9 protein-coding genes and 2 pseudogenes are annotated in these 13,804 nt (G+C 70.2%); 7 read left to right on the forward strand and 4 right to left on the reverse strand.

Features of this window, described 5'->3' with window-relative positions; genetic code table 11:
- The first annotated feature begins 126 nt into the window (after positions 1-126).
- The 4 genes from J7E94_RS19835 to J7E94_RS19850 are packed head-to-tail and all read left to right on the forward strand — an operon-like array spanning position 127 to position 5,535.
- Positions 127-1,335, forward strand: coding sequence for an MFS transporter (locus J7E94_RS19835; protein WP_215017231.1), 1,209 nt, complete (start codon positions 127-129; stop codon positions 1,333-1,335).
- Positions 1,332-2,675, forward strand: coding sequence for an ATP-grasp domain-containing protein (locus tag J7E94_RS19840; RefSeq protein ID WP_215017233.1), 1,344 nt, complete (start codon positions 1,332-1,334; stop codon positions 2,673-2,675). Before J7E94_RS19835 ends, J7E94_RS19840 begins: the two co-directional genes overlap by 4 nt.
- Entirely contained in the window at positions 2,672-3,913 is a 1,242-nt protein-coding gene (locus J7E94_RS19845) for an ATP-grasp domain-containing protein (RefSeq protein WP_215017235.1), read from the forward strand. The genes J7E94_RS19840 and J7E94_RS19845 overlap by 4 nt, the downstream gene beginning before the upstream one ends.
- Positions 3,914-3,927: 14 nt before the next feature.
- The gene (locus J7E94_RS19850; RefSeq protein WP_215017237.1) at positions 3,928-5,535 is read left to right on the forward strand and encodes a class I tRNA ligase family protein; all 1,608 of its coding nucleotides are present in this window, start codon (positions 3,928-3,930) and stop codon (positions 5,533-5,535) included.
- Positions 5,536-5,686: 151 nt separating this feature from the next.
- Here J7E94_RS19850 and J7E94_RS19855 read toward each other — a convergent pair.
- Positions 5,687-6,253, reverse strand: a pseudogene (locus J7E94_RS19855) (MFS transporter); the annotation flags it as partial.
- Positions 6,254-6,256: 3 nt separating this feature from the next.
- Positions 6,257-6,710 (reverse strand): annotated as a pseudogene (locus J7E94_RS19860) (PP2C family protein-serine/threonine phosphatase); the annotation flags it as partial.
- 925 nt (positions 6,711-7,635) lie between these two features.
- Here J7E94_RS19860 and J7E94_RS19865 point away from each other — a divergent pair.
- On the forward strand, positions 7,636-8,427 hold the full coding sequence (locus J7E94_RS19865) for a hypothetical protein (protein ID WP_251056932.1): 792 nt from the start codon (positions 7,636-7,638) through the stop codon (positions 8,425-8,427).
- Positions 8,428-8,695: 268 nt separating this feature from the next.
- Here the strand turns inward: J7E94_RS19865 and J7E94_RS19870 are convergent, their stop codons facing one another.
- Positions 8,696-10,027, reverse strand: a complete 1,332-nt coding sequence (locus J7E94_RS19870) for a class I SAM-dependent RNA methyltransferase (protein ID WP_215017239.1) — start codon at positions 10,025-10,027, stop codon at positions 8,696-8,698.
- A gap of 99 nt (positions 10,028-10,126) precedes the next feature.
- On the reverse strand, positions 10,127-12,181 hold the full coding sequence (locus J7E94_RS19875) for an APC family permease (protein ID WP_215017240.1): 2,055 nt from the start codon (positions 12,179-12,181) through the stop codon (positions 10,127-10,129).
- Between the two features lie 231 nt (positions 12,182-12,412).
- Here J7E94_RS19875 and J7E94_RS19880 point away from each other — a divergent pair, with 231 nt between their 5' ends.
- Together J7E94_RS19880 and J7E94_RS19885 are read left to right on the forward strand one after the other, a co-directional pair.
- On the forward strand, positions 12,413-13,081 hold the full coding sequence (locus J7E94_RS19880) for a TrkA family potassium uptake protein (protein WP_215017242.1): 669 nt from the start codon (positions 12,413-12,415) through the stop codon (positions 13,079-13,081).
- Positions 13,078-13,740 carry a TrkA family potassium uptake protein gene (locus J7E94_RS19885; protein WP_215017244.1) on the forward strand — a complete coding sequence of 221 codons (663 nt, stop codon included), beginning with the start codon at positions 13,078-13,080 and terminating at the stop codon, positions 13,738-13,740. Before J7E94_RS19880 ends, J7E94_RS19885 begins: the two co-directional genes overlap by 4 nt.
- Positions 13,741-13,804: the final 64 nt, after the last annotated feature.

Here is a 13,804-nt window from a genome sequence, read left to right on the forward strand (position 1 = left end):
CTCTGGACCTTACGACGGCCCCTCCAACCCACCAACAACGTAGGACCGACTGAACCGCCGACCGCCCCGTCTCCGCCCACCCCGGTCCCCCGCGACCGGCCCGGTCCCCGCAACCGCCGGAGTCCCATGCGCCGCACCCTGGCCCTCACCACGGCCTATCTCCTCACGCACCTCGGGTACTTCTCCCTGCTTCCCGTGCTGCCGCTGCTGCTGGAGCGGGGCGCCGGGGCGGCGGGAGCGGGAGCCGCGTTGCTGTGCTTCACCGTCTCGGCCCGCGCGGCCTCGGTGCTGATCAGCGGCTGGCTGGAGCGTTTCCCCGCACGACGCGGCATGGTGGGCGGTCTGCTACTGGCGGCGGGGGCGTTCATGGCCCTCGCCTTCCGCCCGCCGTTCCCCGTCCTGCTCGTACTGCTGCTGGCAGCGGGGTGCGGCATCAGCGTCAACGGGCTGACGGTCCGCGCCTATGTCAGCCAGGCGGTCCCCGACAGCGGGGCCCGGCACAAGCTCTTCACCGCGGTGAGCCTCGCCGTGAACGTCGCCGCCGCGCTCGGCCCGGTGGTCGGCACGTTGCTCGTGTGGGCCGGCCGGGACGAGCGGCTGTGGCTGCTGGTGGGTGGCTGTTACCTGCTCGCGGCGGCGACGACCCGCCTGATGATGCCGGCGGTGCCCGCCGCGCGCGGCGAGGCGGGCACGCTGCGCCGACGGCTCTCCGTCGTCCGGGGCATCCTCCGCTCGCCATACGCCCGACGGCTCGCGGCCGTCAACGTGCTGGGCTGGTTCGTCTACGCACAGCTCTTCTCCGCGCTGCCACTGTTCCTCGCCGACACCGTGGACAGCCGGGCGGTCGCCGCGTACTTCACGGCGAACGCCATCGCAGTGATCCTGCTCCAAGCGCCCGTCTCCGCCTTGGTCACGCGGCGCATGGCGGCCGGGACCTCGCCGCTGACGCTGCTGCGCCACGGCTGCCTGCTGCTGGCCCTCGCGTTCCCGCTGATGGCGGTCGCCGCCGGACTGCCGTGGCTGATCTTCGCGGGCATCGTGGTCTTCTCGCTCGGCGAGGCCCTCTACGTACCGCTCGTGGACACCGCGTTCGCCGACCTGGCCGCCGACTCCGCGTACGAGTCCTTCAACGCGCGCCAGGTCGTCACGGCGGCCGGGGAGTCCCTCGGCTCCTTCGCCGGCTCTGCGGGGTACCTCGTCCTCGGCGCTCAATTCGGCCACGGCGCCTGGTTCCTCATCGTCGGCGCGACGGCCCTGGCCGTCCTCGGCGTGCTCGCCGTCTGGGGCACCGCGCTCCCCGAATCCTCCGCTCCAGTCCCGAAGGTGGCCTCATGACCCAGCCTGTCGTACCCCAGCTGGTGATGATCGGATTCTTCCCGGCCTTCATCCGCTCTCTGGAACGACTCCTGCCGCCGCGCTCCCTCACCGTCGTGGAGGACCCCGGCATCTACGGGAAGAAGCCCATCGCGGCGATGGAGGGTTCCTTCCGCTGTCTCAACGAAGTCCGGCTCGCCGCCTACCAGCAGTCCGACGAGGCCGTCGAGGAGGTCCTGCGCGTGCACCGCGAGCACGGCGTGACGGGCGTGCTGCCCGGCCTGGAGTACGCCGTGACGGCCGCAGCCCAGGCCGCCGCCGCGCTCGGACTGCCCGGCCTCGGCACCGACGCCGCCCGTACGCTGCGCGACAAGATCCTGCTGCGCGAGACGACCAGCGCCGCCGGGATGGCGGCACCCGCCTTTCAGGAGCTGCGCTCGGCCGCCGACCTGACCGCCTTCCTCGCCCGCGAGCCGCGCCGGGAGACCGTGGTGAAACCGGCCAATCGCCAGGCGAGTCTCGGTGTCCGGTTCCTCTCCCCCGGCACCTCGCCGGACGAGGTGGAGGCGGCGTGGCGGGCCACGACCGGCGCCGACGAGGGCACCCAGATCGCGGACCGGCCGATGACCTGGCGCTACCTCGCCGAGGAGCGCCTGATGGGGTCGGAGATCAGCGTGGAGGCGCTCGTCTCCGACGGTCGGCTGCTGTTCCTCAACATCACCGACAAGACCACCGCCGACGGCCCGCACCCCGTTGAGCTAGGCCATGTCCTGCCCGCCGCGCTGCCGCCCGCTACGGACGCGGCGCTGCGCGAGGGAATGACAGCGCTCGTCGACGCCGTGGGCATCGGCTCCGGCATCCTGTCCGCCGAGTGGATCCTTACCGACGACGGCCCTGTACTGGTGGAGTGCGCGGGACGCTGTCCCGGCGACAGTCTCATGGAGCTGATCGCCCTCGCCTGGGGCGGCGACTTCCACCACCATCTCTCCGATGTGCTGCGCGGCGAGGTTCCCGACCTCCCGGTCACGGCCCGTCAGTGCGCCGCCATCCGCTTCCTGCACGCCCCACCCGGCACGGTGACCGCCATCGAGGGCGTCGAGGAGGCGCGCGTCCTGCCGGGCGTCCAAGAGATCGCCGTCACCACGGCACCCGGGCACACCGTCAAGGGTCTGCACAGCAGCTGGGACCGGCTCGGTCACGTCATCGCCGTGGGCGCGACCCCCACGGAGGCGCTCGCCACGGCCGAGAAGGCCGCCGCACACGTCCGCATCGCGGTGGCCCCGTCCGTTACCACCCCCACGGACCACGAACGTTCCGCCCCCGACTCTGCCGTCACCACACACCAGAGGAGCACCCCTTGACCGACGCCGTCATCATGTGCAACCTGCGCCCCAACCAGCTCGAACACCACGCGGCATTGCGCGCCGCCCACCGCCTGGGGCTGAAGGTGCTGCTGCTCACCGACCAGAAGGCGGACGTGGCGCCCTCACTGCTGGCCGAGCAGATCCGCGTCCCCACGTACGACATCGCGCAACTCGTCGCGGCAGGGCGGGATCTCGCCCGCAGGTACAAGGTCGCCGGGGTGGTCACCTGGAGCGACCGGGACGTGCTGGGCACCGCCGAACTGGCCCGCGCTCTCGGGCTGCCCGGGCTCTCCCCCGAGGCCGCGCCCGCCTTCCGCAACAAACACCTCACGCGTACCGCGCTCTCGGCCATCCCCGAGTACCTGCCGCGCTTCGCCCGGGTCACCAGCCTCGCCGAGCTGGAGCGCGCCGCCGAGCACGTCGGCACCCCCGCCGTGCTCAAGCCCACCGGCGCGGCCGGCAGCATCGGCATCTTCGAGATCCACGGACCCGGCGACCTGCGCCCCGCCTTCGACGAGCTCGTCGCCTATACCCGCCCCGAGGTCCACCCCATCTTCGCGACGAGCACCGGCGAGTTGATCCTGGAGGAGTTCCTGACAGGTTCCGAGCACAGCGTCGAGGGATACGTCCACGAGGGCCGGATCACCCTTGCCGGGATCACCGACAAGACGACCCTCGCCCCCTTCCACACCGAGACCCGTCATGTCTTCCCCTCGGCGCTGCCGGACACAGCGCGCGCCACGATCGCCCGCATGGCCGGGGCCGTGATCCGTGAACTCGGGCTCACCGACGGGGTGTTCCACCTGGAGTGCAAGTGGGACGGCGAGCGGTCCCGGCTCGTCGAGGTCGCCGCCCGGGTGGGCGGCGACCACATCACCTCCCACCTCGTGCCCCTGGCCACCGGCGAGTCCTTCTACGAGAACGCCCTCCGCGTCGCGACAGGTCGCCCCCCGGTCTCGGCCACCGCCCCGGCTTTGGCCGCCGGGGTGCAGAAGTTCCTCGCCCCGCACGCCGGGACGTTCCGACGGTTCGACGGACTGTGCGAGGCCACAGCCGTACCCGGCCTGGAGCACCTCGTCGTGGACGCCCGGCCCGGCGCAGTCGTCCGTGTCCCGCCCGAGCACTACATGGAGTACGCCCTCGGTGCCGCGCTGGTCCGGTCCGGTACGCCGGCCGAGGTCACCGCTGCCCTGGACACCCTCCAGTCCCTCGTACGCCCCGTCGTCGAACCGTGAAGGAACCCGGCCCTGTGAACCTCCTGGAAGCGGTACGGCGGGGCCCCGCCCGCCCGCACCTCATCACCGCCGCCTACCACACGCCCAACGGCCCGCTCCATCTCGGCCACATCGGCGGCCCCTTCCTCTCCGCCGACGTGGTCGCCCGCCACCTGGAGACGCTGGGCCACTCGGTGGCCCGGATCTCCGCCACGGACTCGCACGAGTCGTACATTCTCATGACCGCCCGCCGCGACGGGCTCGCCCCGACCTCCGTCGCCACGCGCTACCACGACGCGGCCCTCGCCACGCTCACCGGTCTCGGCATGGACCAGGACGCCTGGCCCGACATGCACCGCGCCCCGTGCCGCGAGCTCTATCACGAGCGCAGCCACGCCACCGTCGAGGACCTGGAGCGGCGCGGCCGTCTCGTCGTGGAGGCCGAGAAGCTGCTCTTCTCGGGCTCCACGGGGCAGGGCCTCGTGGGCGCCTTCGTCCACGGCCGCTGCCCGGCCTGCGGCAACGGTGCCGCCGGCAGCTCCTGCGAGACCTGCGGGCTGTGGTTCGGGCCCGCCGACCTCGTCGATCCCCTGCCCGTCCTGCCCGAGGACGGCGCGGCGGAGCTGCGGGCCGTGCGGAGTGTCTTCCTGTCCGGCGACCCGCGCTGGTTCACGGGCGAGGAGGCGGCCCGCCGTTTCCCGCCGGGGTACGCGGAGCTGCTGGAGAGCTACGTGGCCCACAACGGGCGCCGCATCCGCCTCAACCACCCCCTGGGCTGGGGCGTGCCGTGGCGCGGGGGCGCGCCGGGCGACGTCCACCTCAGCTACGGCACCGGTACGTACGCGGCCTTCAGTGTGCTGCGTGACCTGTACCGCGCTGCCGACCCCGCCGGCCGGGACGCCTTCGCCCGCGACACCGACGTCGTCACGATCGCCACGGGCGGCTACGACGCGACCCTGCCCTGGATGTTCGTCCTCGCCTTCATGGACGACGACACCGACTGGCAGCCGCACCGGCACCACATCATGAACCGCTTCCTGCTTCTGAACGGCAGCAAGTTCTCCACGAGCAGGGGACACGTCATCTGGGCACACGACTACCTGGACGCAGGCCTGCCGGTGGACCCGCTGCGCGGCTACCTCGCCTCACTCTCCGACGCGGCGGGCGAGAGCGACTTCCGTACCGCCGGCTTCGCCGACTGGACTTCCCGCGTCCTCGCCGGCCGCTGGGACCCGGCCATCCGCCGCGCGCTGCGCGACGGAGCGGAGGGCAGAAGCGCGGCGCCCGAGTCCTTCACCGCGGAGGCCGTCGCCACCCTCGTCGCCGCGGCCGATGCCCTGCGCCCGCCCACGACCAGCCCGGCTGCCGCCCTCGCCGTACTGGAAGACTGGATCACCCGCGCCGAAGCCGGCCTGGGCCCGGGCGAACCTCCCCAGTGGCTGGCCGTCCTGTCCCTCCTGGCCTGGCCCCTGATGCCCACCCTCGGCACCCAACTCTGGACGGTTCTGGGCGGCACCGGCCACCCCAGACTCACTGCTTCCCTGCCGGACCGCATCGTCACACCAGAGGCATACAAGGGCCTGCCTGCCGTGTCCCGGACAGCGGTGGAGGCACTGCTGCCGAAACGTGGTGCGCATCGATGAAATCGTAGGTCAGGAGCCCTTTGAGGCCGACTCCAGAATCGCCACGCACTCCACCTGGTGCGTCGTCAGACACAGATCCAGCGAAAACAGGTGGAAGATAACAGCAGGTCAGAGCCTTGCAGACCTGACTTCGTGATGTAAGTGATGTGCGTTATGGGCGCTGGGTGCGCGGACGTGATGCTGGTTCGCTGCTCGGAACCGACCTGGACAGCGGCCGGGTGTGGCCTTCTCTCGATGCCAGTAGGGCGAGACATGCGGCCACGACCGAGAGTGCGGCGAGGGCCGCGAACAGGTGGGGGTAGCCGCCGAGTGGGGCGGCGAGGGCCGCGGTTACCCAGGGGGCCAGGGCTGCTGCGATGCGTGCTGGTGCGCCGAGGAGTCCGGAGAGGCGGCCGTAGTGGGTGGTGCCCCATCGGTCAGTGACGGCGGTGGCCTGGAGGAGGGTGAGGTTGCCGCGGACGACTCCGGCGAGGACCGCGAGGACGATCAGCAGGGGCATGGGGCCGGGGATGAGGGCGAGAGTCGCCGTGGTCGCGCCGCCGAGGGTAATGAGGGTGACCGTGCGGGTCGTGACGGACGTGCGGGCGGACAGGATGGTGTACAGGGTGCGGCCGAGGGTCTGGCCGGCGCCCCCGAGTCCGAGGGCCCAAGCGGCTGTTGATGGGCTGGCGCCGCGTTCGGTGAGGAGTGGGATCAGGCCCATGACGACGGCGTACATGCCCAGGTCGAGGCGGGTGGTGTGGAAGGGGACACCGCCCACCCCCGAGCGGGGCCCCGGTGGGCAGGTCGAGCAGTTCCGGCGGGCGGCGGGGGCCCATGAGAACCGGCGGCAGGTGTCCGGCCACCGAGATGCGGCACCGCTGGTCGTGCAGGTCGTAGACGGCGTAAACGCAGGTGGTGAAGGTGTGGTCCATGCCGGCGGTGGCCTGGTCGAGGTGGTGCAGGACCTGGGCGGGGTCGAAGTCGAGCTGGGCCAGGGTACGGGTGGCGGTGCGCAGCTGGCCCATGGTCGCGGCGGCGTCGATGCCACTGCTCATGACGTCGCCGAGGACCAGGGCGGTCTTGTCGGCCGGGAGGGGGATGACGTCGAACCAGTCGCCGCCGATCTCGCTGGTGGCGCCCGCCGGCTCGTAGCGGTGGGCGATGCCGAGCCCGGGCCGCTGCGAGGGCCGGTGGTACTGCATCCGCCCGATGCGCCGAAACGACAACTGCTGCCCCACCCCGCCCGAGCGCACCACGCAGAGCGTCGAGGAAGAGATCCACCGCACCCGCGAGGAACGGGACCTTGTACGCGCCCAATCCGCCGAGCCGGCCTCCCCGCAGCCGTACCCGGTCAGGGACGGTGACTATCCAACCGTGACTCTCCGCACCAACAGCTTGAACCCCTTCCAGCCCCGCAAAGCGAGGCACGGCTGAGAGCATGCCGTTGGACCTTCGCACGGTAGGGAGTTCAGGTGCCGCGACAGCTAAACGAACGGCAGCAACAGGTGCTGCAATGGGTCGGCCGAGGATGCCCTGACGACGTATGGGAAGGAACCGCGCACAAGCTCAGCTGCCAAGCCCTGCAAAGCCGGGGACTGGTCAAGGTCTCCAAGCGGCAGGGTCAGTGGTCCGCCGTTCTCACCAATGCCGGCCAGCATTACCTGGACCATGGAACCCACCCGCCCGATCAACCTCGCAGCAGCGACACCGCACCCGCGCAAAGGGCTGGAGCCCAGTCACCTGCCGTGCCCAGTGGCCAGAAGTCCAGCGCACAGCGAGCCGCGCCCGTGCCGGCGCAGCGAACCCGCTCTCTTCCGCGGAAGAGAGCCAAGACCGTCACGGAGCAGCTCCTGGAAGCGCTCGCCGAAGCCGGCGGCCGAATCGTCAAACGCGAAGCCAGCGGCCGAGAAACCGAGAAGTGGCCGATCCGCGGCGCGGAGGTCGGGAAAGATCCCCGAGACCAAGGAACTGCACGCAGGCTGGTGCCACGACGGATACGAAATCCGGCTGGTCGACACCCCCGCCTGGCGGTTGGCCACGCTGCAACCCATTCCCGTACCGGCACGGCTCACCACTCCACACCCGGTGGTCAAAGCTCTGCAAGGTCATCCCCAGCCCATGAGGCTGACCAAATCTGTGCAGGGCCGAGCCTTCCGCCTCATCCACGCGTTGCTCACCGCAACGCAGAGGCTGGGGTACGCCATCGCATTCGGCACAGCCGAGAGTGCACCGGCACCACATCGCCGACGAGACGGCCCTCCCCACTTCACCATCACAGCCCAGGGCCAGAGATGCGATTTCCTCATCCTGCAGGAACAGGACCGCGCCGAACACATCCCCACGAAGAAGGAACTCGCGGACGCAGAGAAGCACTCCTGGGTCAGGATTCCCCGGTACGACCACTCCCCCAGTGAACGCCTCAGCATCTGCGTCAGCGGCGGGTTGCGACACCGTGCCGGCCAGTGGGCCGACACGGCCGCACGCCCCCTTGAGGACCAGCTCGCCGAGATCGTGCAGGAAGTGGGGCTCCGAGGCGAAGCCGCCGAACGCAAACGACTGGCCGACCTGGAGGCAGCACGGGAGAAGCGGCTGCGCTGGGAAGCTGCGATGCAGCAGGCAAAGATCGACTACGCAGAGGCCGTCCGCGTCCAGCACCTCGAAGCGCAAGAAAGAGCATGGCGCCACGCAGCGGGCCTGGCCGAGTACGTCGGCGCCCTCCGCCTCCACGCACAGACCCTGCCGACTGGACCGGATAGGGACGGAGCCGAGGCATGGATCACTTGGGCCGACAACTACCTGAAACGCTTGAACCCGCTCAACGGAATGCTCCGCCTGCCGACTGTCCCCGACCCTCGCGCCGCCGACCTGCAACCGTTCCTGCATGGCTGGAGCGCGTACGGCCCCGGCTAGGCGAGCCCCCTCTTGTCACAGAGCGTGTTCGGAGAGGAAAGGTCAGAGCGCGGGTCACACACGGGCCAGCGCGGTCGCCCAAAACGAAAATGGGTGCCTCCCGCAGCAGGGTCACAACCTGATGCGAGAGGCACCCTTCTGCGGCTGACGGCTCGTCAGACATCGCCGTCGGCGTGCGTCAAACGTGCGTCACGAGCATCAAACCAGCGTCAAGATATCGCCCGTAACGCCCACAGCGCACATAACGCACACTGCCCTAACCCGCAGGTCAGAGGCCCTTTGCGGTCGGTTCAAGGATCGCGACGCACTCGACATGGTGGGTCATCGGGAACAGGTCGAAGACGCGCAGCGTGCGGACCTTGTAGCCGTTTTCTTTGAAGTAGCCGAGGTCGCGGGCGAGGGCCGCCGGGTCGCAGGCCACGTAGGCGATGCGGCGGGCGGAGAGGCCCGCGATGTGGCGGACCGTCTGCTTGCCGGCGCCCGCGCGGGGCGGGTCCAGGACGACCAGGTCGCACTCGGTGATGCCGGTCTTCGGGAGGATCTGCTCGACCTTGCCCTGTTCGATGCGGACCCGGGGGAAGTCGGCCAGGTTGTGCCGGGCGTCTTCGACGGCGCGCTTCGTGGACTCGATTCCGAGCACCGCGCCCGTGTCGCCGAGGCGCTCCGCCAGCGCGCCCGCGAAAATGCCGACGCCGCAGTAGAGGTCGAGGGCCATCTCGCCCTTGCGCGGCATCAGGCCCTGCATGACGGCCTTGATCAGGGTGTCGGCGGCCTGCGGGTGGACCTGCCAGAAGCCGCCCATGCCGACCCGGTAGGTGCGGCCGTCCGCGCGCTCGCGTACGAAGGGGCGGCCGTGGACGCGGTGGACACCGCCGTCCTTCTCCTCGACGCGGAGGACCGAGACCGGCTTGTCCAGCTCCACGAGGGGAAGGCGGCCGCCGGGGCGCGGGGTGAGGACGACCTGGCGGTCGCCCGAGCCGGAGGCGGCGATGGCCTCGACGGACGCCATCTGGGGCCAGTCCTGCTTCTCGATGCCCAGCTCGCTGACGCCCGGCGCCGCGATCATGCAGTGGTCGATCAGCTCGATGTCGTGCGAGCGGTGCTTGCGCAGGCCTGCGTTGCCGTCCTCGTCGATGGCGAACTGGACCCGGGTGCGCCACTGCGGGACCTGGCCCGCCGGGAGCTTGTCCCCCTCGGCCGGCATGACGGTGCCGTCCCAGCCGGCCTCCTCCGGCGTGAGCCCGGCGAGCCGCTTCAGCTGCTCGGCGACGACCTCGCCCTTGAGCCGGCGCTGGGCACCGGGCTTGGCGTGCTGCCAGTCGCAGCCGCCGCACTTGCCGGGACCGGCGTACGGGCACGGGGCCTCGACGCGGTCCTTGGAGGCGTCCAGCACCGTGATCGCGTCGGCGCGCAGGTAGCGGGAGTCCACGTCGCCCTCGGTGACCTTCGCGACGACCTTCTCGCCGGGCAGGGTGTGGCGGACGAACAGGACCCGGCCGTCGGCGGTGCGGGCGATGCAGTGCCCGCCGTGCGCGACGGGGCCGACCTCGACCTCGTACTCCTCCCCGACCAGTGACTGCTTCTCGTTCTGCTCGGTCATGGTGGGGAGACTCCAAAGTCATGGAAAAAGAAGAAAGGAACGGCCGGACGACCGACCCACCAGTTTACGTGGATCCCGTCCGGCCGTTCGCCAACCGGGTCAGCCCTTCGCGGCGGGGTCCTTGGGGGCCCGCGCGGTGTTCACCGGACCGCGGCGCACCGCGCCCGGAGCGTTCCACTCCTGGCGCTTCTTGGCCCGCTTCTTCGCGATCTCCGAGGACTCCAGCTGGTAGGGCACCGAGGTGACCATCACACCGGGCGTGAAGAGCAGCCGGCCCTTGAGCCGCAGCGCGCTCTGGTTGTGCAGGACGTGCTCGTACCAGCGTCCGACGACGTACTCGGGGATGTAGACGCTGACCGCGTCGCGCGGGTTCTCGCTGCGCAGGCCCTTGACGTACTCCACCACCGGGCGGGTGATCTCGCGGTAGGGCGAGTCGAGGATCTTGAGCGGAACGTTGATCCCGCGCCGCTCCCACTCGTCCCTCAGGGCCTTGGTCTCGGCCGGGTCGACGCTGATGCTCAGCGCCTCCAGGGTGTCCGAGCGGGTCAGCTTGGCGAAGGCCAGGGCCCGCAGGGTGGGCTTGTGGACCTTGGAGACCAGGACGATGGAGTGGACCCGCGAGGGCCGGATGCTGTCCTCGGAGGGGCCCTCAGCGGCGGCGATCTCGGAGGCGACCCGGTCGTAGTGCTTGCGGATCGCGGTCATCGTTCCGTAGAAGATCACCATGCCGAGCAGGGCGACCCACGCGCCGTGCGTGAACTTGGTGGCGAGGACGACGACCAGGACCAGGCCGGTGAAGAAGGCGCCGAAGGTGTTGATGGCCCGGGAGCGGATCATCTTGCGGCGCACCGCCTGGTCCCGCTCGGCCTTCAGGTGCCGGTTCCAGTGCCGGACCATGCCGATCTGGCTGAGGGTGAAGGAGACGAAGACGCCGACGATGTAGAGCTGGATCAGCTTGGTCGAGTCCGCGTCGTAGATCCACACGAGCAGGATGGCCGCGCCCGCCAGCAGCACGATGCCGTTGGAGAAGGCGAGCCGGTCGCCGCGGGTGTGCAGCTGGCGCGGCAGGTAGCGGTCCTGGGCGAGGATCGAGCCGAGCAGCGGGAAGCCGTTGTAGGCGGTGTTGGCGGCCAGGAACAGCACCAGCGCGGTGGCGGTCGCCAGGACGATGAAGAGGAAGCTGCCGCTGCCGAAGACGGCCTCGGCGACCTGCGAGATCACCGGGTTCTGGACGTACCCGGAACCGACCGGGGTGCCGTTCTGCAGCAGGTCGACGGCCGGCTTCTCGGCCATCCGCACGTTGGTGGTCATGGCCAGGCCGATGATGCCGCAGAACATGGTGACGGCCAGGCCGCCCATGAGCGCGAGGGTGGTCGCCGCGTTCCTGCTCTTGGGCTTGCGGAACGCGGGGACGCCGTTGCTGATCGCCTCGACGCCGGTGAGTGCGGCACAGCCCGAGGAGAAGGCCCTGAGCAGCAGGAAGACCAGCGCGAAGCCGGCCAGGCCCTGGTGCTCGGCCTTGATCTCGAAATCGGCCGTGGGTGCCTTCATGGTCTCGTCGAGGACGATTCCCCGCCAGGCACCCCAGGCGATCATGATGAAAACGCCCGCGACGAACACGTACGTCGGAATGGCGAAGAGCTTTCCGGACTCCTTGACGCCGCGCAGATTCATCAGCGTAAGGAGAAGGATCATGGCAATGGCCGAGAGCACTTTGTGCTCCACGACGAAGTCCACGGCCGAGCCGAGGTTCTCGACTCCGGAGGCGATCGAGACCGCGACCGTCAGGACATAGTCGACGAGCAGGGCGCTCGCCACGGTGAGACCGGCTTTGGGCCCGAGGTTGGTGTTGGCGACCTCGTAGTCACCGCCGCCGCTCGGGTAGGCGTGGACGTTCTGCCGGTAGGAGGCGACCACGGTGAACATCAGCACGACGACCGCGACGGCGATCCAGGGGCTGAAGTGGTACGCCGACACACCCGCGATCGACAGGACCAGCAGCACCTCGCCCGGGGCATATGCCACCGAGGAGAGCGGGTCGGAGGCGAAGACGGGAAGGGCGATCCGCTTGGGGAGGAGTGTTTCTCCGAGGCGGTCGCTGCGCAGCGCCCTGCCGATCAGGATCCGTTTGGGCACGTCGGTCAGTTTGGACACGGAGAGGATCGTAAGCGTTCGAAATCAGGCTGACGAACCCCCCACCCCCTCACACTGCAATCCCGTCGCAATTCCTCCCCGACTGGACCCCGACTGGACCCCGGCTGCACCACAAGAGGTCACACTGGTGACCGCCCGTGTGTAGCTTGGGCCATGGTCTGAGACCCTGTTAAGCCAGAGCATGCAATGAGGCTGGGAACCAGCGAGTCGCTGACAGCCGGAAGGACGGCCGTGCACATCGTCATCATGGGCTGCGGAAGAGTGGGCTCCGCCCTCGCCCAGACCCTGGAACAGCAGGGGCATACAGTCGCCGTCGTCGACCAGGACCCCACCGCGTTCCGCCGGCTGGGAGCCGGATTCGGCGGTCGCCGCGTCACCGGGGTCGGCTTCGACCAGGACACCCTCCGGGAAGCCGGAATCGAGGACGCGGGCGCCTTCGCCGCCGTCAGCAGCGGTGACAATTCCAACATCATCGCCGCCCGCGTGGCCCGCGAGATGTTCGGCGTCGAGAACGTCGCCGCCCGTATCTACGACCCCAAGCGCGCCGAGGTCTACCAGCGCCTCGGCATCCCGACGGTCGCCACCGTGCGGTGGACCGCCGACCAGATGCTGCGCCGGCTGCTGCCGTCGGGCTCCGAGCCGCTGTGGCGCGACCCGAGCGGCGGCGTCCAGCTCGCCGAGGTGCACACCTCCGCCGCCTGGATCGGGCACAAGGTCAGCCGGCTCCAGGAGGAGACCGGCGTCCGGGTCGCCTTCCTCACCCGCCTGGGCGAGGCCATGCTGCCCACGTCTGCGACGGTCCTCCAGGAGGGCGACCTCGTCCACGTGATGATGCGCACGGACGAGATCGACAAGGTGGAGGCGTCCTTCGCCGAGGGGCCTGAGGAGGCACACGCATGAGGGTCGCGATCGCCGGGGCAGGCGCGGTGGGACGTTCCATCGCGGGCGAACTGCTCGAGAACGGCCACGAGGTGCTCCTGGTCGACAAGGCCCCGACCGCCATCTCGGTGGAGCGGGTGCCGCAGGCCGAGTGGCTGCTGGCCGACGCCTGCGAGATCACCTCGCTGGACGAGGCGGCGCTCCAGCGCTGCAACGTCGTCATCGCGGCCACCGGCGACGACAAGGTCAACCTGGTCGTCTCCCTGCTGGCCAAGACCGAGTACGGCGTCCCGCGCGTCGTGGCCCGCGTCAACAACCCCAAGAACGAATGGCTCTTCAACGAGTCCTGGGGCGTTGACGTCGCGGTCTCCACGCCGCGCCTGATGTCGGCCCTGGTCGAGGAGGCCGTCAGCGTCGGCGACCTGGTACGGCTGCTGCGCTTCAGCCACGGAGACGCCAACCTCGTCGAGCTGACCCTCCCGCCCGACTCCTCGGTCGCGGGCACCCAGCTCAGCGAGATCACCTGGCCCGAGGACACCTCCCTGGTCACCATCATCCGCGGCAACCGGGTCCTGACTCCGCACGCCGAGGAGACCCTGGAGCCTGGCGACGAGCTCCTCTTCGTCGCCGCACAGGCCCGCGAGGAACAACTGGAAGTCCTCCTCCAGGCCCGCCGATAGCCTCCCGGCTGGGCACGCGGGGCAATCCCAGCCTCGCCGGCGCTTGAGGCGTGGGGGTCCCCCC

This window comes from Streptomyces sp. ISL-94 (genome assembly GCF_018614075.1).
In the GTDB taxonomy this organism is placed as follows: Bacteria; Actinomycetota; Actinomycetes; order Streptomycetales; family Streptomycetaceae; genus Streptomyces.